Annotated in this window: 20 protein-coding genes; 4 read left to right on the plus strand and 16 right to left on the minus strand. The window is 71.1% G+C overall.

Annotated features, from left to right (window positions below):
- Nucleotides 1-80: 80 nt before the first annotated feature.
- From ACFF45_RS10950 to ACFF45_RS10965, 4 genes are all read right to left on the minus strand, one after another.
- Entirely contained in the window at nucleotides 81-452 is a 372-nt protein-coding gene (locus ACFF45_RS10950; RefSeq protein ID WP_381345218.1) for an FKBP-type peptidyl-prolyl cis-trans isomerase, read from the minus strand.
- A gap of 61 nt (nucleotides 453-513) precedes the next feature.
- Entirely contained in the window at nucleotides 514-1,515 is a 1,002-nt protein-coding gene (locus ACFF45_RS10955) for an FKBP-type peptidyl-prolyl cis-trans isomerase (protein ID WP_381345220.1), read from the minus strand.
- Between the two features lie 124 nt (nucleotides 1,516-1,639).
- Nucleotides 1,640-3,001: a Pup--protein ligase gene (gene pafA / locus ACFF45_RS10960; RefSeq protein ID WP_381345221.1), complete on the minus strand. Its 1,362-nt coding sequence runs from the start codon at nucleotides 2,999-3,001 to the stop codon at nucleotides 1,640-1,642.
- A gap of 9 nt (nucleotides 3,002-3,010) precedes the next feature.
- Nucleotides 3,011-4,270: an MFS transporter gene (locus ACFF45_RS10965; protein ID WP_381345222.1), complete on the minus strand. Its 1,260-nt coding sequence runs from the start codon at nucleotides 4,268-4,270 to the stop codon at nucleotides 3,011-3,013.
- Nucleotides 4,271-4,382: 112 nt separating this feature from the next.
- Here ACFF45_RS10965 and ACFF45_RS10970 point away from each other — a divergent pair, with 112 nt between their 5' ends.
- Nucleotides 4,383-5,393 carry a LacI family DNA-binding transcriptional regulator gene (locus ACFF45_RS10970; protein ID WP_381345223.1) on the plus strand — a complete coding sequence of 337 codons (1,011 nt, stop codon included), beginning with the start codon at nucleotides 4,383-4,385 and terminating at the stop codon, nucleotides 5,391-5,393.
- Between the two features lie 68 nt (nucleotides 5,394-5,461).
- Here ACFF45_RS10970 and prcA read toward each other — a convergent pair whose 3' ends face one another.
- From prcA to arc, 6 genes are all read right to left on the minus strand, one after another.
- Entirely contained in the window at nucleotides 5,462-6,211 is a 750-nt protein-coding gene (prcA, locus tag ACFF45_RS10975) for a proteasome subunit alpha (RefSeq protein WP_381345224.1), read from the minus strand.
- A gap of 61 nt (nucleotides 6,212-6,272) precedes the next feature.
- A complete protein-coding gene (gene prcB / locus ACFF45_RS10980; protein WP_381345225.1) occupies nucleotides 6,273-7,118 on the minus strand; it encodes a proteasome subunit beta in 846 nt (281 codons plus the stop codon).
- Nucleotides 7,070-7,363, minus strand: a complete 294-nt coding sequence (locus ACFF45_RS10985; RefSeq protein WP_381345226.1) for an endonuclease domain-containing protein — start codon at nucleotides 7,361-7,363, stop codon at nucleotides 7,070-7,072. The genes prcB and ACFF45_RS10985 overlap by 49 nt, the downstream gene beginning before the upstream one ends.
- A gap of 34 nt (nucleotides 7,364-7,397) precedes the next feature.
- Entirely contained in the window at nucleotides 7,398-7,616 is a 219-nt protein-coding gene (locus ACFF45_RS10990) for a ubiquitin-like protein Pup (RefSeq protein ID WP_062154959.1), read from the minus strand.
- Nucleotides 7,617-7,796: 180 nt separating this feature from the next.
- Nucleotides 7,797-9,308, minus strand: a complete 1,512-nt coding sequence (dop, locus tag ACFF45_RS10995; RefSeq protein ID WP_381345228.1) for a depupylase/deamidase Dop — start codon at nucleotides 9,306-9,308, stop codon at nucleotides 7,797-7,799.
- 234 nt (nucleotides 9,309-9,542) lie between these two features.
- Nucleotides 9,543-11,309, minus strand: a complete 1,767-nt coding sequence (arc, locus tag ACFF45_RS11000; protein ID WP_381345229.1) for a proteasome ATPase — start codon at nucleotides 11,307-11,309, stop codon at nucleotides 9,543-9,545.
- A 244-nt stretch (nucleotides 11,310-11,553) separates the two neighbouring features.
- On the opposite strand from arc, the gene ACFF45_RS11005 reads away from it, so the two are divergent.
- A complete protein-coding gene (locus tag ACFF45_RS11005; protein ID WP_381345230.1) occupies nucleotides 11,554-11,859 on the plus strand; it encodes a ferredoxin in 306 nt (101 codons plus the stop codon).
- Between the two features lie 58 nt (nucleotides 11,860-11,917).
- On the opposite strand, the gene ACFF45_RS11010 is transcribed toward ACFF45_RS11005, so the two are convergent.
- The 3 genes from ACFF45_RS11010 to ACFF45_RS11020 form a co-directional block, all read right to left on the minus strand.
- On the minus strand, nucleotides 11,918-12,487 hold the full coding sequence (locus tag ACFF45_RS11010; RefSeq protein ID WP_381345231.1) for a hypothetical protein: 570 nt from the start codon (nucleotides 12,485-12,487) through the stop codon (nucleotides 11,918-11,920).
- Nucleotides 12,488-12,684: 197 nt separating this feature from the next.
- The gene (locus ACFF45_RS11015; RefSeq protein ID WP_381345233.1) at nucleotides 12,685-13,587 is read right to left on the minus strand and encodes a tRNA (adenine-N1)-methyltransferase; all 903 of its coding nucleotides are present in this window, start codon (nucleotides 13,585-13,587) and stop codon (nucleotides 12,685-12,687) included.
- Between the two features lie 51 nt (nucleotides 13,588-13,638).
- Nucleotides 13,639-15,225, minus strand: a complete 1,587-nt coding sequence (locus tag ACFF45_RS11020) for a site-2 protease family protein (RefSeq protein WP_381345234.1) — start codon at nucleotides 15,223-15,225, stop codon at nucleotides 13,639-13,641.
- Between the two features lie 485 nt (nucleotides 15,226-15,710).
- Here ACFF45_RS11020 and ACFF45_RS11025 point away from each other — a divergent pair, with 485 nt between their 5' ends.
- Together ACFF45_RS11025 and ACFF45_RS11030 are read left to right on the plus strand one after the other, a co-directional pair.
- On the plus strand, nucleotides 15,711-16,742 hold the full coding sequence (locus ACFF45_RS11025; RefSeq protein ID WP_381345235.1) for a RecB family exonuclease: 1,032 nt from the start codon (nucleotides 15,711-15,713) through the stop codon (nucleotides 16,740-16,742).
- Nucleotides 16,743-16,756: 14 nt separating this feature from the next.
- The gene (locus ACFF45_RS11030) at nucleotides 16,757-17,428 is read left to right on the plus strand and encodes a response regulator (RefSeq protein ID WP_381345236.1); all 672 of its coding nucleotides are present in this window, start codon (nucleotides 16,757-16,759) and stop codon (nucleotides 17,426-17,428) included.
- A 99-nt stretch (nucleotides 17,429-17,527) separates the two neighbouring features.
- Here the strand turns inward: ACFF45_RS11030 and ACFF45_RS11035 are convergent, their stop codons facing one another.
- From ACFF45_RS11035 to ACFF45_RS11045, 3 genes are all read right to left on the minus strand, one after another.
- Nucleotides 17,528-19,108, minus strand: a complete 1,581-nt coding sequence (locus ACFF45_RS11035) for an ABC transporter substrate-binding protein (RefSeq protein WP_381345238.1) — start codon at nucleotides 19,106-19,108, stop codon at nucleotides 17,528-17,530.
- A 71-nt stretch (nucleotides 19,109-19,179) separates the two neighbouring features.
- The gene (locus ACFF45_RS11040; RefSeq protein WP_381345239.1) at nucleotides 19,180-20,781 is read right to left on the minus strand and encodes an ABC transporter substrate-binding protein; all 1,602 of its coding nucleotides are present in this window, start codon (nucleotides 20,779-20,781) and stop codon (nucleotides 19,180-19,182) included.
- Between the two features lie 382 nt (nucleotides 20,782-21,163).
- Nucleotides 21,164-21,856, minus strand: coding sequence for an HAD family hydrolase (locus tag ACFF45_RS11045; RefSeq protein ID WP_381345241.1), 693 nt, complete (start codon nucleotides 21,854-21,856; stop codon nucleotides 21,164-21,166).
- Nucleotides 21,857-21,983 lie beyond the last annotated feature (127 nt).

Consider the following 21,983-nt stretch of genomic DNA (forward strand, 5'->3'; position numbering starts at 1 on the left):
TCCGCGGGGCCGTGGCAAAAGCCGAGGGCCCACGCCCGGACAGGCATGGGCCCCAGGTGATCGGCTCCGATCGGTCCCGCTCAGACGCCGAGCAGGTCGACCACGAAGATCAGCGTCTCGCCGGGCTTGATCGCCGGGGTCGGGCTCTGGTCGCCGTAGGCGAGGTGGGCGGGGATGGTCAGCTGGCGGCGGCCGCCGACCTTCATGCCCTGCACGCCCTGGTCCCAGCCCGCGATGACCCGGCCGGCGCCCAGCGGGAAGCGGAACGGCGTACCGCGGTTCCAGCTGGCGTCGAACTCCTCGCCCGTGCTGAAGGCGACACCGACGTAGTGCACGGTGACCGTCTGGCCGGCCTGCGCCACGGGGCCGTCGCCCTCCCAGATGTCCTTGATCTCCAGGTCCGCCGGGGGCTCGCCGCCCGGGAAGTCGATCTCGGGCTTGTCGATGCTCACGTCTTCAGCTCCTGCTTGTCTGTGGAAAAGGCGAACACGCACAGTCTCGCATTCCCGGCGATCACATCTTCGCCAGGATGTCGACCGAGAAGACCAGCGTGGAGTCCTTCTCGATGCCGCTGCCCTGCGGCGGGTTGTCCCCGTACCCCAGCTCCGGCGGGACGACGATGAGGACCCGGCTGCCGACCTTCTTGCCGGTCAGGCCCTGCGCCCAGCCCTTGACGACCTGCTGCAAGGAGAAGGAGGTCAGCGCCTTGCGGCTGTACGACGAGTCGAACTCCTTGCCGGTGTCCCAGAGCACGCCCTTGTACTGCACCAGCACGGTGCTGTCGGCGGCGACCTCCTCGCCGTCGCCCTCGATGACGTAGCTCGCCACCAGCTCGGCCGGCGCGTCGGCCTCGGGGATCTCGATGGAGGGCGCCTTGCCGTCGGTGTTGGTGCCGACCTGGGGCAGGTCCGTGTCGTCCTGCGCGACGTCGGTGCCCTTGGCGGAGCTGGCGGCGTTGTACGTGTCCTCGATGTCGACGACGAAGACCAGCGTGTCGGTGCCCTCGATGCCCGCCTGAGCGTTGCCCTGCTCGCCGTACCCCCAGGTGGGCGGCACGGCCAGCTGGACGCGGCTGCCGGTCTTCTTGCCGGCCAGTCCGTAGCGCCAGCCGTCGATGATGCCGCCCTGGGCGAGCTGGATGAGCAGCGGGGTCTCGCGGTCGTAGGAGTTGTCGAACACCTTCGCGGTGTCCCAGATCTGGCCGAGGTAGTTGGCCACGATGTAGTCGTTCTCCGCGACCGTGCGGCCGCCGCCCGCGATGACGGTCTTCACCGCGAGGTCCTTCGACGGCTCGCCGCTGCCCTTGGCCACCGTGGGCTTCTCGCCGAACTCCGTGCCCGCGGTGATCGCCGGCAGCGGGCCGTCGACGATCTTGGGTGCCGGGGCGGCGGAGGTCGCCGGGGCCGAGGGCGACGCGGTGTCGCTGGCCTTGCCGGAGTCGGACCCCTCGTCGCCGCATGCGGCGAGCGTGACCAGTCCAGTGGGAACGGCGATGAGAAGTGAGCGTCGGCGCACGGTGGGGGCCTCGTAATCGGTCGATCTTGTGGATGGCGTGCGCGCAACTCTACGGCGTGAGAAGGGCGCCGTACGGAAAACGTACGGCGCCCGTGTGGCGTTCCGGTCACTCGGAACGCCTTGCTCACATACCGGCGATCAGCTTTTCCACCCGGTCGTCCACGGACCGGAACGGGTCCTTGCACAACACCGTGCGCTGGGCCTGGTCATTGAGCTTGAGATGGACCCAGTCGACGGTGAAGTCCCGGCGCTGCTCCTGCGCCCGCCGGATGAAGTCGCCGCGCAGCCGGGCCCGAGTGGTCTGCGGCGGTACCGACTTGCCTTCGAAGATCTTCAAGTCGTTGCAGATCCGGGCGGCTTGCCCCTTCTTCTCCAGCAGGTAGTACAGGCCACGACGGCGGTGGATGTCGTGGTAGGCGAGGTCTATCTGGGCGACCCGGGGGTGCGACATGGTCATGTTGTGCTTGGCCCGGTACCGCTCCAGGAGCTTGTACTTCATGACCCAGTCGATCTCGGTGTCGATCCGGTCCAGGTCCTCGGCCTCGATCGCGTCGAGCGTACGGCCCCACAGCTCCAGCACCTGTTCGACGGTGCCGGTGCGGATGCCGCGCCGCTCGCAGAAGTCCACCGCCTTCTCGTAGTACTCGCGCTGCACCTCCAGCGCGGAGGCCTCCCGGCCACTGGCCAGACGCACCTTGCGCCGGCCCGTTATGTCGTGGCTGACCTCCCGGATCGCCCTGATCGGGTTCTCCAGGGTGAGGTCGCGCATGACCGTGCCCGCCTCGATCATGCGCAGCACCAGGTCGGTGGCGCCGACCTTGAGCAGCATGGTCGTCTCGGACATGTTCGAGTCGCCGACGATCACGTGCAGGCGGCGGTAGCGCTCGGCGTCGGCGTGCGGTTCGTCGCGTGTGTTGATGATCGGCCGGGAGCGGGTGGTCGCCGAGGAGACGCCCTCCCAGATGTGCTCGGCGCGCTGGCTGACGCAGTACACCGCGCCCCGCGGGGTCTGCAGCACCTTGCCCGCGCCGCACAGCAGCTGCCGGGTGACGAGGAACGGGATGAGGATGTCCGCGAGCCGGGAGAACTCCCCGTGCCGGGCCACCAGATAGTTCTCGTGGCAGCCGTAGGAGTTGCCGGCGGAGTCGGTGTTGTTCTTGAAGAGGTAGACGTCGCCCGCGATTCCTTCCTCGTGCAGGCGTCGTTCCGCGTCCACCAGGAGACCTTCGAGAATGCGTTCTCCGGCCTTGTCGTGGGTGACCAGCTCGGTCACGTTGTCACATTCGGGTGTCGCGTATTCCGGGTGGGAGCCCACATCGAGATACAGGCGGGCGCCGTTCCGCAGGAACACATTGCTGCTGCGGCCCCATGACACGACACGGCGGAAGAGGTACCGCGCCACCTCGTCAGGCGACAGACGGCGCTGTCCCCTGAACGTGCACGTGACGCCGTACTCGTTCTCCAGCCCGAAAATGCGGCGGTCCATGACTGAACATTACGCCCGATCCCCGGAACTGAAACGGGGTTCGGCAGCACGATTTGGATCATTTTCCCATGAAGCCGCAACCACCGCGGTTCTGGCGGGAGCCGCGAGCACCCGCCCCGTGGCCAGCAGAACCAGCAGCGACACGGCTCCGGCCGCGCCCGGCACGGCGAAGCCCCACAGCGCCCCGCCCCGCTCGACGACCGGCCCCGCCAGTCCCGTTCCCACGGAGGCACCCACGGTGAACGTGGTCACGAGCCAGGAGAACGCCTCCGTCACGGTCCCTCGCGGAGCGTGCCGGTCGACGATGACGAACGCGCACGCGATCGCCGGCGCGAGGAAGACGCCGGCCAGCGCGGACAGGGCGGTCATGGCGACCGGCCCCGGCGTCAGCGTCAGCGGCAGGTAACAGACCGCCAGCAGGGCGACCAGCACACGCAGTCGCCGCTCGGGGGCACCGGGCCACTGCCGCGCCCCGTAGCCGACCCCGCCGGCCAGCGCGCCGAGCCCCAGGGCCGCCATCAGCCAGCCGTACACCACGTCGCCGCCGCGGCCGTCGGCGTACGACACGGCGGCGACCGTGATGGAGCCCAGGGCCACGCCGACGAAGAGGAAGGCAGCCAGCAGGGCCAGCAGCCCCGGTGAGCGCAGGGCGCCCAGCCAGTGCGCCTCGCGCGGCGCCGACCGCCACGCGCGCGAGGGCGGCGACAGCACCACGCAGAGCGCGCCGAGCACCCCGACCGCGTTCAGCACCAGCAGAGCGGCCTGCGCCGACCACAGCGACACGCAGAGCGTCACCAGCAGCGGCCCCACCGTGAACATCACTTCCTGGGCCACCGCGTCCATGGCGTACGCCGTGTGCACCTGGTCCTCCCGGCGCAGCACCGACGGCCACAGCGCGCGCAGCCCGCCCTCCAGGGGCGGGGTGAAGAGGCCGGCGGCGCCGACGGCGGCGCAGGAGAGCACCAGCGCCCCGGTGCCGGTGAACGCGAAGACGGTCGCCGCCAGTGCCGACAGCAGCGCCGCGGGCAGCTGGACCCGCGGCTGCCCGTGCAGGTCCACCAGCCGTCCGAGCAGGGGCTGGCCCACCGCGTTGGCGACGCCGTAGACCGCCGCCAGCGCGCCGGCCAGACTGTAGGAGCCGCCCTCGGCGCGGATGAACAGCACGATGGCGATCGCGGCGGTGGCGTTGGGCAGCCGCCCCACGAGGGTGCCGGTGAGCAGTCTCGCGGCGTGCCTCGTCCTGAGGATCTCCAGGTATCCCGCGGCCATGTCCCGGCCTTCCCGCCGTAGTTTTACGTATAACGTCCGCTGTCATACGTACCATGTGCGCTGTTCACCCGTCCAGGCGGAGCCCGGACCACCCGATGAAGGAGCAGGCCGAGTGGCATCAGCCGGCACCCGCCCCACCAGCCGGGACGTCGCCCAGGCCGCCGGGGTCTCGCAGGCCGCCGTCTCGCTGGTGCTCGGCGACAAGTGGCGCGGCCGGGTCTCGGCGGCGACCGCCGAGCGGGTCCGGGCGGCCGTCCGCGACCTGGGCTACCGGCCCAACCTGGCCGCCCGCAACCTGCGGCTCGGCCGCACCCGCACCGTCCTGCTGGTGGTCCCCGCCCTCACCACGGAGTTCTTCGCGGGCGTCTACACCGGCGCCGCCCGGGTCGCCGCCGAGCACGGCTTCGGCGTGGTGCTCTACCCCTCCCCCGTGGGCGCCGGTCCCGCCCGTGACCCCTTCGCGTCCGCCCAGGCCGCCCTGGACGGCGTGATCGCGTCCTCGATGGCCGCCGACGCCGTGACCGCCATCCGCGGCGACCAGCTGCCCCTGGTGATGCTCGACAGCGACCCCGCGGGCAGCCTGGGCGCGGCGACGGTCAACCTGGACATCGCCGACGGCGTCCGCCAGGTGGCCGAGCACCTGCTCGGCCTCGGCCACCGCTCCTTCCTGCACCTGGCGGCCGACGTGCCCTCGTGGACCTTCGAGGTGCGCGCCCGCGAGCTCGCCGCCCGCACGGCCGCCGTTCCGGGCACGACCGTGCGCACGGCCCGCGCGCCCATCTCCATCGAGGGCGCCCGGGCCGCCGCCGAGGCCGCGCTGCGGCGGCACCCGGCCACCGCGGTCGTCTGCGACGACGACAAGCTGGCGGCCGGCGCCTGCAAGGCGGTGCGGCGGCTGGGCCTGCGCATCCCCGACGACGTGTCCGTCACCGGCCTGGACGACCTCGCCCTGGCCACCGCGATCGACCCGGAGCTGACGACCGTCCGCCTGGACGCCGAGCTGTTCGGGGAGCGCGGGATGCGGGCCCTGCTGGCGGTGCTGGAGGGCCGGGCGCCCGACGGCGGGGACATCCCGGTGGAGCTGGTCGTACGCGGCTCCACGGCGCCGCCGCCGGCGCCGTGAACGGCGAGGCCCCGGCCGTCGACGGCCGGGGCATCCGCTGCGGCGGGGCCTGAGGCGGCCCGCCCGTCCTACTCGTCCTCGGTGGCCTCGTCCTCGGCGTCCGCGGCCGACGACGCGCCGTCCGCGTCCAGCAGCCGGGCGAGCTGCCGGCCGGTGATCCGCTTGAACTTGCGCTTCTGCGGGCGCGTCCGGTCCAGCACCGCCACCTCCAGGCGCTCGGCGGGGATCTCCCGCTGGCTGCCGTTGGTGTCGCGGGACAGGGCCTGCACGGCCAGCTTCAGCGCCTCGGCGAGCGTCATGCCGTCCTGGTGGCGCTGGTCGAGGTACCCACTGATCTGCTCGGCGTTGCCGCCGACCGCGACCGAGCCGTGCTCGTCCACGATCGACCCGTCGTGCGGCAGCCGGTAGATCTGGTCGCCCTCGGGCGTCTCCCCCACCTCGGCGACGACCAGCTCCACCTCGTACGGCTTCTCGGCCGCGCTGGAGAAGATCGTGCCCAGCGTCTGCGCGTAGACGTTGGCGAGGCCGCGGGCGGTGACGTCGTCGCGGTCGTAGGTGTAACCGCGCAGGTCGGCGTAGCGGACGCCGCCGATGCGGAGGTTCTCGTACTCGTTGTACTTGCCGGCGGCGGCGAAGCCGATCCGGTCGTAGATCTCGCTGAACTTGTGCAGCGCGCGGGACGGGTTCTCACCGACGAACACGATGCCGTCGGCGTACTGCAGCACGACCAGGCTGCGGCCCCGGGCGATGCCCTTGCGGGCGTACTCCGCCCGGTCGGCCATCGCCTGCTGAGGTGAGACATAGAACGGCGTCGACACCGGTTATCCGTCCCTTTCTGTGGAAGTCACTGGATCACCCTCGCTCAACAACGGCCGCCGGCTACAGCAGCGCGGCCCGCGGGCCGTCGGGCTGCTCCAGCCGCCGCTCCAGGATCGAGCGGGCGATCCCGGAGGCCTCGTCCTCGGTGAGCCGGCGGAAGCCGTCCTCGGTGATCACGGTGACGATCGGGTAGATCCGGCGGGCGACATCGGGACCACCCGTCGCCGAGTCGTCGTCTGCCGCGTCGTACAGGGCCTGCACCACCAGGGTGGTGGCCTGGTCCTCGGCCAGGTCGTCACGGAAGAGCTTCTTCATGGCGCCGCGCGCGAAGATCGAGCCGGAGCCCGTGGCCGCGTAGCCCTGTTCCTCGGAGCGGCCGCCCGTCACGTCGTAGGAGAAGATGCGGCCCTTGCCGCGGTCCACGTCGTAACCGGCGAACAGCGGGACCACGGCCAGGCCCTGCATGGCCATGCCGAGGTTGGACCGGATCATCGTCGACAGCCGGTTCGCCTTGCCCTCCAGGGACAGCTGGGCTCCCTCGACCTTCTCGAAGTGCTCCAGCTCCAGCTGGAAGAGCTTGACCATCTCGACGGCCAGGCCGGCGGTGCCGGCGATGCCGACGGCCGAGTACTCGTCCGCCGGGAAGACCTTCTCGATGTCGCGCTGCGCGATGACGTTGCCCATGGTGGCCCGGCGGTCACCGGCGAGCACCACGCCGCCCGGGAACGTCACGGCCACGATCGTGGTGCCGTGCGGCGCCTCGATCACGCCCTGGGTGGGCGGCAGTTGCCGCTTGCCGGGCAGCAGCTCCGGCTGGTGCTCGGCCAGGAAGTCCATGAACGAGGAGGACCCAGGCGTCAGGAAGGCAGCTGGTAGACGCCCGGTGCTACGAGTGTTGGCTTCCACGCGTTTCCTTCCAAGTAGTCGGCAGCCCGGTGCGCAGCGTCGGGATCGTCCCGCAACCGGCCGAGGCCGCCATCGCAGTTGAAGCAAGGTACGCCACGGACCCTACCCGTCCCATGGCAGTGATCCACATGAAGGGCGGAAGCCTTCGGCAGATCACACAGGGGCGCGGGAGACGACTGCGCGCGGCTCGGATCCTCCGCACCGCGCGCAGCGCCTCTCTCCTGCTCGGTCCTGGACCACCGCACCCCCGCCGGCCTTCGGTGCGAAGGACGGGTGCCGTTACTGCCCGCCCTTCTGAACGAACGACCTCACGAAGTCCTCGGCGTTCTCCTCCAGGACGTCGTCGATCTCGTCCAGCACCGAGTCCACGTCGTCGCTGAGCTTCTCGTGCCGCTCCTTGAGGTCCTCCGAGGCCTGCGCCTCCGCCGCCTGCTCCTCGACCTCCTCGGTGGAGCGCGTCGCCTTCTGCTGTCCGCCGCCGGTGTCCTTGGTCGCCATAACCCTCACCCCGCTCGGTTCGCCCGACATCCTCGGCATCGCTGCCGATCGGTCATGATCAGACCCTACAAGCCGGGTCTGACAATGGCCCCGCAGTTCGTCCAACGTACGGGGCCCACCTCGATGATTCCCGGGCGCCGGGGTTTCCACCCCGCGCGCCCGGCCCCGCCCGGTACCCGCTCAGCCGCCGCTCAGGACCCTGACCAGGTCTTCCGCCGTGCGGCAGCGGTCCAGGAGCTCCTTGACGTGATTACGCGTTCCGCGAAGCGGTTCCAGGGTTGGGACCCGCTGCAGGGAGTCCCGGCCCGGCAGGTCGAAGATCACCGAGTCCCAGGAGGCCGCGGCCACGTCGTCGGCGTACTGCTCCAGGCAGCGCCCCCGGAAGTACGCGCGGGTGTCCTCCGGCGGCTTGGACTTCGCCCGCTCGACGTCCTCGTCGGTCAGCAGCCGCTTCATCCGCCCGCGCGAGACCAGACGGTTGTACAGACCCTTCTCCGGGCGCACGTCCGCGTACTGGAGGTCGACCAGGTGCAGCCGGGCGGCGTCCCAGTCGAGGCCGTCGCGGCGCCGGTAGCCCTCCATCAGCTCCCGCTTGGCCACCCAGTCCAGCTCGCCGGCCAGGCTCATCGGATCGTGCTCCAGCCGGTTGAGGGTGTCCTCCCAGCGTTGCAGCACGTCCTTGGTCTGCTCGTCCGCGTCGGCCCCGAAGCGCTCCTCGACGTACTTGCGCGCCAGCTCGTAGTACTCCATCTGCAGCTGGACCGCGGTGAGGGTCCGGCCGCTGCGGAGCGTGACCAGGCGCTTCAGCGACGGGTCGTGCGAGACCTGGTGCAGGGTGCGCACGGGCTGGTCGACGGCGAGGTCGACGGCGATGAAACCGTCCTCGATCATGGACAGTACCAGCGCCGTGGTGCCCAGCTTGAGGTACGTGGAGATCTCGGAGAGGTTCGCGTCGCCGATGATCACGTGCAGCCGGCGGTACTTCTCGGCGTCGGCGTGCGGCTCGTCGCGCGTGTTGATGATCGGGCGCTTGAGCGTGGTCTCCAGGCCGACCTCGACCTCGAAGTAGTCCGCGCGCTGGCTCAGCTGGAAGCCGTGCTCGTGCCCGTCCTGGCCGATGCCGACGCGGCCCGCTCCGGCGAAGACCTGACGGGAGACGAAGAAGGGCGTCAGATGGCGCACGATGTCCGAGAAGGGGGTCTCCCGCTTCATCAGGTAGTTCTCGTGCGTGCCGTAGGAGGCGCCCTTGTTGTCGGTGTTGTTCTTGTAGAGGTGGATCGGCTGGGCACCGGGCAGCTGGGCGGCCCGCTCGGCGGCCTCGGCCATGATCCGCTCACCGGCCTTGTCCCACAGCACGGCGTCGCGGGGGTTGGTCACCTCGGGAGCGCTGTACTCGGGGTGGGCGTGGTCGACGTAGAGACGGGCGCCGTTGGTCAGGATGACGTTGGCGAGGCCGATGTCCTCGTCGGTGAGCTGGCTGGCGTCGGCGGCCTCGCGGGCGAGGTCGAAGCCCCGCGCGTCCCGCAGCGGATTCTCCTCCTCGAAGTCCCAGCGGGCCCGGCGGGCCCGGTGCATCGCCGCCGCGTAGGCGTTGACGATCTGGGACGAGGTGAGCATGGCATTGGCGTTCGGGTGGCCGGGGACGGAGATCCCGTATTCCGTCTCGATGCCCATTACTCGCCGTACGGTCATGCGGCCCTCCTTGCCCGGCGGCGCCCTCGGTCGTGGACACCGCTCAGATACCGCCGGCGCTCGGTGGCGTGTGCGGTGCCCGTCCCCGCACTGCGCGATCCGGCGGTACGGAAGAGCCTAGAACGCCTTTGCGCTGGTGGGGAGATCATTTGCGTCATTGCTGTGCTCCAGCCGTGGCCCGAAAAGCAGACGGCTGCGGATACCCGGTGAGGGCACCCGCAGCCGCCCTGCCTTTTACAGGTACTGACCGGTGTTCGCCACCGTGTCGATGGAGCGTCCGGTGTCCGCACCCTGCTTTCCGGTGATAAGGGTACGGATGTACACGATCCGCTCGCCCTTCTTGCCGGAGATGCGGGCCCAGTCGTCCGGGTTGGTGGTGTTCGGGAGGTCCTCGTTCTCCTTGAACTCGTCCACGCAGGCCTGGAGGAGGTGGGAGACCCGCAGACCCTTCTGGTTGTGCTCCAGGAAATCCTTGATCGCCATCTTCTTGGCGCGTCCGACGATGTTCTCGATCATGGCGCCGGAATTGAAGTCCTTGAAGTACAGGACTTCCTTGTCACCATTGGCGTAGGTCACCTCGAGGAAGCGGTTCTCCTCCGATTCGGCGTACATGTGTTCCACGGCGGTCTGGATCATGCTCTGGACCGTCATGCCCTTGTCGCCACCGTGCTCGGTGAGGTCGTCGGTGTGCAGCGGAAGGCGCTCGGTGAGGTACTTGCCGAAGATGTCCTTGGCCGCCTCGGCGTCCGGACGCTCGATCTTGATCTTCACGTCGAGCCGGCCGGGGCGCAGGATCGCGGGATCGATCATGTCCTCGCGGTTGGAGGCACCGATCACGACCACGTTCTGCAGGCCCTCCACGCCGTCGATCTCGGCGAGCAGCTGCGGGACGATGGTGTTCTCCACGTCCGAGCTGACGCCGGAGCCACGGGTGCGGAAGAGGGACTCCATCTCGTCGAAGAAGACGATCACCGGGGTGCCCTCGCTGGCCTTCTCCCGGGCCCGCTGGAAGACGAGGCGGATCTGCCGCTCCGTCTCACCGACGTACTTGTTCAGCAGCTCGGGACCCTTGATGTTCAGGAAGAAGCTCTTGCCTGCGGCCTGGCCGGTGACCTCGGCGACCTTCTTGGCCAGCGAATTGGCGACGGCCTTGGCGATGAGCGTCTTGCCGCATCCGGGGGGCCCGTACAGGAGCACACCCTTGGGCGGGCGCAGTTCGTGCTCCTTGAACAGGTCCGGGTAGAGGTACGGGAGCTCGACCGCGTCCCGGATGGCCTCGATCTGGTTGCCGAGGCCGCCGATGGCCTCGTAGCCGATGTCGGGGACCTCTTCGAGGACGAGTTCCTCGACCTCGCTCTTGGGCACGACCTCGTAGACGTAGCCGGAACGGGGTTCGAGCAGCAGGGCGTCGCCGGGACGGATGGTGACGTCCAGCAGCGGCTCGGCGAGCCGTACCACCCGTTCCTCGTCGGTGTGTCCGAGCACCAGGGCGCGTTCGCCGTCCTCCAGGATCTCCTTGAGGGTGACGATGTCCCCGACGCGCTCGAACTCCATGGCCTCGACCACGTTGAGCGCCTCGTTGAGCATGACTTCCTGGCCGCGCCGCAGGACGTCGAGTTCGACGCTGGGGCTGACGTTCACGCGGAGCTTGCGGCCCCCCGTGAAGATGTCGGCGGTGCCGTCCTCGTTCGCCTGCAGGAAGACACCGAAGCCGGCCGGCGGCTGGGCGAGCCGGTCGACCTCCTCCTTGAGGGCCACGATCTGGTCGCGGGCCTCACGGAGCGTGTTGGCGAGTCGCTCGTTCTGCGCGGACACGCCGGCCAGATTGGTCTGCAGCTCGACGATCCGCTCTTCGAGAATCCTCGTGTGCCGCGGAGAGTCGGCGAGCTTGCGTCGCAGGACGGCGATCTCCTGCTCAAGATAGGCAATCTGCCCGGCCGGGTCGTCGGACCCGCGTCCCGGGCGGATGCCGCGGTTCATGTCGTCGTCGTGGGCTGCCACGGTCCTCACCTCCTCCAAGGGGAGCTGGACGCTTCCAGACCCTACCTGGGTGGGTGTCGATTGAAACCCCTAGATCACAAAGACTGTCGGGGTGTGTCCGATCTTCACCCTTGCGCTCTCCCTCACGCCAGGGGAATACCCAGCGAACGGGATGCGAAAGCGAGCGAAGGTAGGGTCGAAGCGTTCAACACCCGTCACAGCTGGCCGGATTCCCGTACGGCCGGGCGGGCAGACGGCAGGAGAGGTGACCGTGCAGCAGGAGGCCGGAGTCGACGGCGGGGCACTGGAGGTGTGGATCGATCAGGATCTCTGTACCGGCGACGGCATCTGCGCCCAGTACGCGCCCGAGGTGTTCGAGCTGGACATCGACGGCCTGGCCTACGTCAAGGGCGCGGACGACGAGCTGTTGCAGGCCCCGGGGGCCACAACGCCCGTGCCGCTGCCGCTCCTCACCGATGTGATCGACTCGGCGAAAGAGTGTCCGGGCGCATGCATCCACGTACGTCGGGTTTCGGACAGCGTCGAGATCTACGGCCCGGACGCAGAGTGACCGGATCCGGACGCCGCGTCACGACTGTCTGATTTCTCACACGCGCGGGTTGCGCGGGTCACACGCTCCGGGCGCCGGCGGGTGACGAGCGGACGAACGCGCCCCCGCTCCACTGCCACTTCGCGTCCTCCTCCAGGTCCGGACAGCAGGTCGGCACGTCGGAGGAGGAGTAGCCGAGCAGGGTCGCGAACACGGCACCCTGCCGTACCGCGAAGTCGCTGACGGTGAACCGGCCCTTGGGGTCGACGAGCGTGGCCACCACCCGGGGCCGGGTCGCGCCGTCGCCCTGCGTGAGGACGTAGACGCCGTCGGGGGGCGTGCTGATGCCGGCGTCGCAGTGCACGACGGCAACCGTTTCCGGCCGCCCGTCGCCGTCCAGGTCGCCGGACGCCTGCTTCTCCACGACGGCCCGTACGGGCCCGCATTCGAGCGGGAAGGCGACGCCCTCGGTGGCCGGCGGCGCGGCGGTGGCCACGGGCTCGCGGCCCGCCGGCTGGGCGGCGGTCGCCGCGTCGGGCTGCAGCAGCGAGGACAGGGCGAGGACACCGGCGACCGCTGTGGCGGTGGCGACCCAGTGGATGGGGCGGGTGTGCGTGTGTGCCAGTTCCGGAACGGCGGATTGCTGCACTAGGAGTGTCTCCCGTGAGGGCTGTGCCGGTGGGGTGGCCAGCATGGTGCCACACGTCACAGTGGTGCGGAACGGCGGGGTCGGCCCCGGGTGCCGGGCCTCTGGCGGTACGTCAACGCGGCGGCGCCGTGGCCGAGTTCCCGGCGTGCTGGGGAACTGGGCCACGGCGCCGTCACGTTGCACGCCGCGGGGCGGGCTCAGCGGCCCGTGCCGCCGTCGGCGTTGGGTCCGGAGTAGTCCTCGCCGTAGGCGCCCTTGGCGGGGCGGCGGCGGCGCATGGGCGGCTCGACGCCGTCGGCGAGACGGCGGGCGGTGAGCAGGAAGCCGGTGTGGCCGATCATCCGGTGGTCCGGGCGGACGGCCAGGCCCTCGATGTGCCAGTTGCGGATCATCGTCTCCCAGGAGGTCGGCTCGTTGAAGCAGCCGATCTCGCGGATGGACTCGACGGTCCGGGCGAGCTGCGTGGTGGTCGCGACGTAGCAGCACAGGATGCCGCCGGGCACCAGCGCCTTGGAGACGGCCTCCAGGCACTCCCAGGGGGCGAGCATGTCGAGGATGACGCGGTCGACGTCGGTGTCGGACAGGTTGTCCTGGAGGTCGCCGACGGTGAGCTGCCAGGCCGGGTGCGGGCCGCCGAAGTAGCGCTCCACGTTGGCCTGGGCGATCTCGGCGAAGTCCGCGCGGCGCTCGTAGCTGTGCAGCATGCCCTGGTCGCCGATGGCCCGCAGCAGGAAGCTGCTGAGCGAGCCCGAGCCGACGCCGGCCTCCACGACGCGCGCGCCGGGGAAGATGTCGGCGAAGGCGAGGATCTGCCCCGCGTCCTTGGGGTAGACGACGGCCGCCCCGCGGGGCATGGACAGGACGTAGTCGGGGAGCAGGGGGCGCAGCGCGAGGTAGGCGACGTTTCCGGTGGTGCGGACAACGCTGCCCTCGGGAGCGCCGATCAGTTCGTCGTGCGGGAAGGAACCCTTGTGGGTGTGGAAGTTCTTCCCGGCCTCGAGCGTGAACGTGTAGTGGCGGCCCTTGGGGTCGGTCAGCTGTACCTGGTCCCCGACCTTGAAGGGCCCGCGCCTGCGGGCGGCACCGGTCGGTTCGGACATGTGACCAGCCTACCGGCGTTTCACGGGGCCGCCGACCACCCGCGCCCGCGCTCAGGAGGGCCGGGCCATCGCCTTGACGAAGGCCCGCTCGACGTCGGCGGCGGACAGGACGCCGTAGATCGCTCCGGTCTCCTCGACCACGAGGTACTCGGTCGCGGGGGTGGCCCGGAGCACCTCCAGGAGGTCCTCGCCGGCCAGCTCGGCGGAGACGCGCATGCCGTCGGTGAGGTCCTGCGCGAGGGAGCTGACCGCGACCCAGGGGCGGCGGTGCTCGGGTACGCCGACGATGGCGGCCTCGCGGACCAGTGACAGGGGGTTGCCGTCGGCGTCGACGACGACCAGGGCGCGGGCCCCGGCGGCGTTGGCGCGGCGCAGCGCCTCCGAGAGGGGGGTGTCGCCCGGCACCGGGACCGCGCGCCGGGTGAGGGCGCGGGCGCGCAGCTCGGGCAGGTGCTCGCGCAGCCGGGCGACGCGCAGGCTGTTGCCGGCGCCGGTCCAGATGATCGCGGCGAGGATGGCGGCCAGCAGGGCGTCCATGACGGTGTCCATGCCGACGTTGTCCACGGCGTCCCGGCCGAGCGCCCCGGACTGGGTGAGCAGCGGGAGCCCGATGAGGACGGAGACGGCGAGGGCGCGGCCGACCCAGGCGGCGGCGATCGTGCCGCTCATGGGCTTGCCGGTGAGCTTCCAGACGACGGCGCGGAGCATGCGGCCGCCGTCGAGGGGGAGGCCGGGCAGGAGGTTGAAGGCGGCCACGAGGAGGTTGGAGATCATCAGGCCGGCCAGCAGGACGCCGGGGACCGTGCCGGGGTCGACGGGCTGCATGGCGAGGTAGAAGAGGCCGGCGAGCACCAGGGAGAGCAGCGGGCCGACGAACGCCAGGACGAACTCGCGGCCCGGCGTCTCGGCCTCCTTCTCGATCTCGGAGACTCCGCCGAAGAACTGGAGCTGGATACGCCGGACGGGGAGCTTGTAGCGCAGGGCGGCCACGGTGTGGGCCAGCTCGTGCACGAGCACCGAGGCGTAGAAGGCGACGGCGAAGAAGAGGGAGACCAGGTAGCGGGCGGCGCCCAGCTCGGGCAGCACCCGCTCCAGCTGGCCGCCGAACACCCAGGTGATCAGCGCGGCGACGAGGAACCAGCTGGGGGCGACGTACACCGGTACGCCGAAGAGCCGCCCCATCAGCAGCCCGCCGCGGGGCTCCGGGGGGCGCTGGGGGGCGGTGCCCTTGCCGGGGGCGGAGTGGGCGAGGGTGCGGGGGGTGTCGCCGGGGGCGGTGCGAGCGGAACCGGCGTGGTCGCCGCCGGGGGCGTGGGCCTCGTCGCCGGGGGCGGTACGGCCGGGGTGAGACCGGCTTTCGCCAGGAGGATGAGACTGCTTGCCGGAAGCGGTGTCGCCGGGGGCGGTGCGCGTGGGGCCGGCCTGGTCGCCGGCGGGGGCGTGGGGCTCTTCATCGGGAGCGGAGCGGCCGGAGTGCGGCCCGGTACCGCCGGGGACGGTACCGCCGGGGTGGGGCCCGGTGCCGCCGGGAGCGGTGCGGCCCGCCGCCTGGAGCCTGAGACGCGCCGCCGGGGACGGTACCGCCGGGGTGGGGCCCGGTGCCGCCGGGAGCGGTGCGGCCCGGGTCGGCCCGGTCACCGCCTGGAGCCTGAGACGCGCCGCCGGGGACGGTACCGCGGGGGTGGGGCTGGGCGTCGCCGGGTGCCCGAGGGGCGTCGCCGGCGCCGTCCGCCTTCCCATCCGGCCGGGCGGGGGCGGGGGCCGCCGCGGGCGGCGTGGCGGGGGCGCGGTCCGGGGCCGGGGGGACGGGCTCGGGGCGTTCCGCGGGCGCCGGCCGGGGCGGGTCCGGGCGCGCGGGGTCCGTGGCCGGGGTCGTACGGCCTGGTTGGTGCCGGTCCGCCTCGTCGGTGCCCGGCCGCCGCGGCTGCCCGCTCCCGCCGCTCTCGTCCACGGTGTCCCCTCGTTCGCAGCGTCTCCCGCCTGCCGGACGGGAGGTCTCGGGTCGATGGTATGCGTCCGGGGGGACGCGTTCCGCCCCGGCACCCCCTCTGTTTCCCCCGCAGTCGCAGCCGTAACGGCCACGGCTGGGTCACTGTCGGTGGTGGGCCGTATGGTCTGTGGGCATGGACACCAGCACCGAGGGCACGGCGCGGCCCGACAGCGGCGGCGGGGCCGAGGCGGCGGACCGGGGCCCGTCCGCCCCGGCCGAGCCCACGACGGAGAGCGCGGGGGCGGTGGTGGCGGCCGCCGAGGCCGTCGTCGCCGACCCCGCCGTGACCGGGCCCGCCGTGACCGGGCCCGCCGTCACACCGCCCGCCTCGCTCTCCCCCTCGCGTGCCGGCGACTTCATGCAGTGCCCCCTGCTGTACCGGTTCCGGGTGATCGACCGGCTCCCCGAGAAGCCCAGCGCGGCGGCGACCCGGGGCACCCTGGTGCACTCGGTCCTGGAGCGTCTCTTCGACGCGCCCGCGGCGGAGCGCACCCCGCCGCGGGCCAAGTCGCTCGTCCCCGGCCAGTGGCAGCGGCTGCGCGAGGCACGGCCGGAGGTCGAGGAGCTGTTCGCCGACGATCCGGAGGGCGAGCGGCTGGCGGGCTGGCTGGCGGAGGCGGAGCGGCTGGTCGAGCGGTGGTTCACGCTGGAGGACCCGAGCCGGCTGGAGCCCGCCGAGCGTGAGCTGTTCGTCGAGGCCGAGCTGGACTCGGGGCTGCGGCTGCGCGGCATCATCGACCGGGTCGACGTGGCGCCGACCGGCGAGGTCCGGATCGTGGACTACAAGACGGGCAAGGCGCCCCGGCCCGAGTACGCCGAGAGCGCGCTGTTCCAGATGAAGTTCTACGCGCTCGTCGTCTGGCGGCTCAAGGGCGTCGTCCCGCGCCGGCTCCAGCTCGTCTACCTCGGCAGTGGTGACGTGCTGACGTACGACCCCGTCCTGGCGGACCTGGAGCGGGTCGAGCGCAAGCTGCTGGCGCTGTGGGAGGCGATCCGCGAGGCCACCGAGACGGGCGACTGGCGGCCCCGGCCGACCAAGCTGTGCGGCTGGTGCGACCACCGGGCGCACTGCCCGGAGTTCGGCGGCACTCCCCCGCCCTATCCGCTGCCCGTGAGGGCGGTCGGACCGGACCCCGCGGCGCAGGGCAGAATGGGCGCGGACTAGCGAAGGAGACTTACGTGGCCATCCGCGTCCTACTGGTCGACGACCAGCCGCTGCTGCGTACGGGCTTCCGCATGATCCTGGAGGCCGAACAGGACATCGCGGTCGTCGGCGAGGCCGGTGACGGCCTCCAGGCACTCGACCAGGTGCGGGTGCTCCAGCCCGACGTGGTGCTGATGGACATCCGCATGCCGCGGATGGACGGCGTGGAGGCGACCCGGCAGATCACCGGCCCCGGCCGGGACGGCCCGGCGAAGGTGCTGGTGCTGACCACCTTCGACCTCGACGAGTACGTGGTGGAGGCGCTCCGGGCCGGCGCCAGCGGCTTCCTGCTGAAGGACGCCCCGGCGGGCGAGCTGGTGCAGGCGATCCGGGTGGTGGCGGCCGGCGAGGCGATGCTCGCGCCGAGCGTCACGCGCCGGCTGCTCGACAAGTACGCCACGCACCTGCCGTCCGGTGAGGAGCCGGTGCCCGACGCCCTCAACACGCTGACCGAGCGCGAGGTGGAGGTCCTGAAGCTGGTCGCGCGCGGTCTGTCGAACGCCGAGGTCGCCGCCGACCTGTTCGTCAGCGAGACCACGGTCAAGACGCACGTGGGCCACGTACTGACCAAGCTGGGGCTGCGCGACCGGGTGCAGGCCGCGGTGTACGCGTACGAGAGCGGCCTGGTGCGTCCCGGCGCGCAGTGACCCGCACCGCACCGGCCCGTCCCGGTCGAGCCGCAGTACGACGCCGAGGGCGCCCCCTTCCGGAGAAGCGGGCGCCCTCGGCGCTGCCGTACCCGGGTCTCAGCCCTTGCTGATCTCCCAGAAGCGGAAGACGGTCGAGGCGTCGAGGCAGTACTCCAGGCCGTAGACCTCGTCGCGGACGACCGCGTACTGCTTGGCCTGCCAGACCGGCAGCATGGGCAGTTCCTCGGCGACGATGTTCTGCAGCTCGCCGTACGCGTCGTCGGTCGCGGCGCGGTCGCTCTGCGCGGCCGTGCGCGGGATGAGCGTGCCGGTGATGGTGTCGTTGCTGTAGTTGTTCTCCAGCACGTTGCCCTCGCCGAAGAACGGAGCGGTGAAGTTGTCGGCGTCGGGGTAGTCCGGCACCCAGCCCTTGACGTACACGCCGTACTTGCCGGCGGCGATGTCCTGCTCGTACTGGTCGAAGGTGACGGACTTCACGTCGGCGGCGAACAGGCCGCTGGCGTTCAGCTGGGCCGCTATGGCCTGCAACTCATCGTCGGTGGCCGGGCCGTAGCGGGACGGCGTGGACCACAGGGTGAGCTTCACCTTGCTCGTGATGCCGTCGCCGCGCAACGCGGCCTCGGCCTTCTCCTTGGAGGGGCGGTCGCCGTAGGTGTCGAAGAAGGCCGTGTTGTGGCCCGAGACGCCGGCCGGGATGATCGAGTACAGCGGGGTCGCGGTGCCCTGGTAGACGTCCTCGATGAGGGCGTCGCGGTCGATCAGGTGCGCGATGGCCTGGCGGACGGCGAGCTTGCCGACGACCGGGTCGTCCATGTTGAACACCAGGTGCTGGACCTCGGCGCTGGTGCCCTCGATGACCTTGACGCCCGAGTCGGCGGCGGCGTTCCCGACGTCGGCGATGTCGGCGGCGCTCAGGCCTCGGTAGGCGATGTCGATCTCGTCGGCGAGCAGCGCGTCCTTCAGGGCGGTGCGGTCACCGTGGAAGAACTTCAGGGTGACGCCGGAGTTCTGCACCTCGGCGGTGCCCCGGTAGTTCTCGTTGACCGTGAACACGGCCTCGTCCTCGGTGAACGAGTCCAGCTTGTAGGGGCCGGAGCCGACCGCCTTGCCGTCCGTGCGCAGCGCGTCGGCGTCGTACTCCCGGTGGTTGACGATGGAGCCGGCACCGGAGGCGATCTTGCTCGGGAAGGTGGCGTCGGAGACCTTCAGCTGGAACACGACGGTCTTCTCGTCCGGCGCCTGCACCGAGTCGAGCATGGGGAAGATGATGGCCGGGCCGGCCGCGTCGTCGACCTTCAGCATGCGGTCGAAGGAGAACTTGACGTCCTCCGAGGTCAGCGGGTCACCGTTGCTGAACTTGAGGCCGTCCTTGAGGGTGCACTCGTAGACCTTCGTCGAGCTGTCGGTGAAGGTGCACGCCTCGGCCAGCTCCGGCTGCGGCTCGGTGCCGCCCTTGGGGAAGCTGAGCAGGGACTGGAAGACGTTGTTGAACAACAGCCAGGAGCCGGGGTCGTAGCCGGACGCCGGGTCGGTGGCGAGGACGTCGTCGGACATCCCCACGACCACGGTGGAGCCGTTCTCCCCGGAGTCCCCCGACTCGGAGCCGCATCCGGTCAGCAGGCCGGAGGCCAGACCCGCCACGATCGGCAGGACCGGCCACTGGTTGCGCATGTTCACGTACGTGCCTTACGTCGTTCTCGAAGTTCCCGGGGCCGCCGTCCAGGACCCGGGGCGCGTGCGGGGAGACGTCAGCCGCTCACACCGCGGCCGAGCTCCCACAGCTGAAGGGTCGAGGAGGAGTTGAGCGCGTAGGCGACACCCGTGATGTCGTCGCGCGCCGCCACGTACTGCTTGCCCTGCCACAGGGGCAGCACGGGGACGTCCTCGGCCACGATGTCCTGAATCCGGTTCAGGCTCTCGGAGGCGGCGAGACGGTCGGCCTCGCGGCGGGACTCCGGGATGAGGGTGTTGCGGATCTCGCTGTTGGCGTACGGCGACTTCAGGAAGTTGTCCTTGTCCAGGAACGGCGCGACGAAGCTGTCGGCGTCCGGGAAGTCGGGGAACCAGCCCATGCCGAAGACGTCGTACTGGCCGTCGCGTTCGGCCGGGACGAAGGTGTCCCAGGGGGTGCCCTGGATACGGACGTCGAACAGGCCGCTGCCGTTGAGCTGCCGGCGCAGCTCCTCGAACTCCCGCTCGGTGGCGGCACCGTAGTGGTCGGTGGTGTAGTGCAGGGTCAGCTCGACCGGGGTGGTGACGCCGGCGTCGGCGAGCAGGGCCTTGGCCTTGGCGACGCTGGGGTCACCGTACCTGTTGAAGAACGCGTTGGAGTGGCCGGTGATGGTGGCCGGGACGAGCGAGTACAGGGGCTCGGCCTGCGAGCCGTAGACGCCGGAGACGAGGGCCTCGCGGTTGACGAGCTGGGCCATGGCCTGGCGCACGGCCTTGTTCCTGACCGTGGGGGCGTCGGTGTTGAAGCCCAGGTAGCGGATCTCCAGGCCGGGCATCTCGATCAGGTCGACGTCGCCGTCGGCGGCGGCCAGCCTGGTGATCTGCTCCGGCGTCATGGTGCGGCTCATCACGTCGATGTCGCCCTGGTCGAGGGCGGCGCCCATGGCGGCGGCGTCCTGGTAGGAGACCATGTCGATCTGCCCGTTGCTCACCTTCAACGCCCCCTTGTAGCGGGGGTTCCTGGTGAACACGGCGCGGACCAGCTCGCCGTCCTTCTCCTCCGGCTTCAGCACGTACGGACCGGAGCCGTCGACCTGGAAGCCGTCGCGCAGCCTGTCCTTCTCGTAGGCGTCGGGGTTGACGATGCCCGCGACCGGGGTCGACAGCTTGTACGGGAAGGTGGCGTCGGCGGTCCTGAGGTGGAAGACGACCTCGTCGTCGCCCTTGGTCTCGACGGTGTCGATGGTGGACAGCAGGGCGAAGACACCGCTGTCCGCCTCCAGCGCCAGCACCCGGTCGATGGAGAACTTCACGTCGGCGGCGGTGACCGGGTCGCCGTCGGAGAAGGTGAGGTCGTCGCGGAGCGTGCAGGCATAGCGCTCGTTGCCGGTGTCGGTGAAACCGCAGCTCTGGGCGGCCTCGGGGACGGGGGCGCCCTCGCCGCGCGGCTGGATCATCAGGGTCTGCACGGTCTGGCGGAGCACGTTCCAGGAGCCGACGTCGTAAGCGTACGCCGGGTCCAGGGGGGCGGGGGCTTCCTCGGTGGCGACGAACCGGTCCGTGGTGCCGACGACGATCGGGTCCGAGCCGTCGCTGCCGCCGTCCGCCCCGCCGCACGCGGCGAGTGCGGGTGCCAGCAGGCCCGCCACGGCCGGCAGCACCCAGGTCTTGCGGTTCATGCTCGGGAATCTCCACAGCTGTCAGGTCCGTGTGTCCGGCACGCAGGGGTGGCGCGGCCGGTCACGGGGCGGGGTGAGGTTCTCGCGACGAGATTAGTGCGCGCCCGTGACGGGGTTCGCGGCCACCGGAGTCGCCTCGCCATCACGCTGCGAAACCGGGCGCGGACAGATCGAAGACCCGACAGGGGAAGGATTGGTGCAGCATCTTATGAATCAGGACACAAAGGCGGGTCCACCACCCCGTCAGGGGCCCGGGCGGCACAAAGACGCCGCCCCGTCGACCCCCTCCGGAGTGATGAACATCACACGTCCAACGGGGTGTGCGGAGACCGGTTTTCGGCCATGGCCCGACCCGTCTGCACAGCGGTGGCGGGCCGCGTCGTCAGTTCAGCAGGCCGCGCAGGAACGCCAGATCGACCCGTTCGAGGGAGTCCACCACGGTGCGCCGCGCGGCCGGGGCGATCGGGGCCACCGAGGGCACCGCCACCACGTGGCAGCCCGCCGCCTCGGCCGCGGCCACGCCGGTCGCGGTGTCCTCGACGACCGCGCATCTGGCCGGATCCGCGCCGAGCCCGGCGGCGGCGAACAGGTACGGGTCCGGGTGCGGCTTGGTGCGGGCGACCTCGTCGCCGGCCACGGTCAGGGCGAAGTACTGCGGCCCGAGCGTGCCCAGGACGCGGTCGATGATGCGCCGGTGGGAGGCCGAGACCAGCGCCGTGGGGATCTCGTGCGCGGCGAGTTCGGCCAGCAGCCGGGCGGCTCCCGGCATCAGCGGCAGCGTCCGGGCGATCCGGTCCTCGAACCCCTGGTTGAGCAGCACGGTCAGCTCGGCCAGGGTGATGTCGGCGCCGGTGGCCTCGATCAGGAACCCCGCGCTGCGGCTCATCGGGCCGCCGACCACGACGTGGCGCCACGAGTCGTCGAGGGTGTGCCCGAGGCCGGCGAAGACCTCGCACTCCACGTCCCACCAGAACCCCTCGGTGTCCACCAGGGTGCCGTCCATGTCGAGGAGCACGGCCTGCAGGGCGGAGCCTTCGGCCGTGCGGGTGTCGATTGCGGGGACCGTCGTCGTCATCCGGCGTACCTCCTGGAGGGACGAGCAGGCCGGTTCCCGGGTCGGGAACCGGCCTTCAGTGGACCGACCAGTGTACGACGATTCCGATCAGCGCGCGGTAAGGAAGGCCACGGTGAGTCGCGGGGCA

Origin of the sequence: Streptomyces cinereospinus, from assembly GCF_042430725.1 — a bacterium.
Classification (GTDB): Bacteria; Actinomycetota; Actinomycetes; order Streptomycetales; family Streptomycetaceae; genus Streptomyces; species Streptomyces cinereospinus.

Excerpts from the sequence above, each read along its gene's own strand:
- pafA (WP_381345221.1), bottom strand. The coding sequence starts at position 3,001 with ATGGACCGCCGCATTTTCGGGCTGGAGAACGAGTACGGCGTCACGTGC.
- ACFF45_RS10965 (WP_381345222.1), bottom strand. The coding sequence starts at position 4,270 with ATGGCCGCGGGATACCTGGAGATCCTCAGGACGAGGCACGCCGCGAGA.
- ACFF45_RS10990 (WP_062154959.1), bottom strand. The coding sequence starts at position 7,616 with ATGGCGACCAAGGACACCGGCGGCGGACAGCAGAAGGCGACGCGCTCC.
- dop (WP_381345228.1), bottom strand. The coding sequence starts at position 9,308 with ATGACCGTACGGCGAGTAATGGGCATCGAGACGGAATACGGGATCTCC.
- ACFF45_RS11015 (WP_381345233.1), bottom strand. The coding sequence starts at position 13,587 with ATGTCCGAACCGACCGGTGCCGCCCGCAGGCGCGGGCCCTTCAAGGTC.
- ACFF45_RS11025 (WP_381345235.1), top strand. The coding sequence starts at position 15,711 with ATGGACACCAGCACCGAGGGCACGGCGCGGCCCGACAGCGGCGGCGGG.
- ACFF45_RS11040 (WP_381345239.1), bottom strand. The coding sequence starts at position 20,781 with ATGAACCGCAAGACCTGGGTGCTGCCGGCCGTGGCGGGCCTGCTGGCA.
- ACFF45_RS11045 (WP_381345241.1), bottom strand. The coding sequence starts at position 21,856 with ATGACGACGACGGTCCCCGCAATCGACACCCGCACGGCCGAAGGCTCC.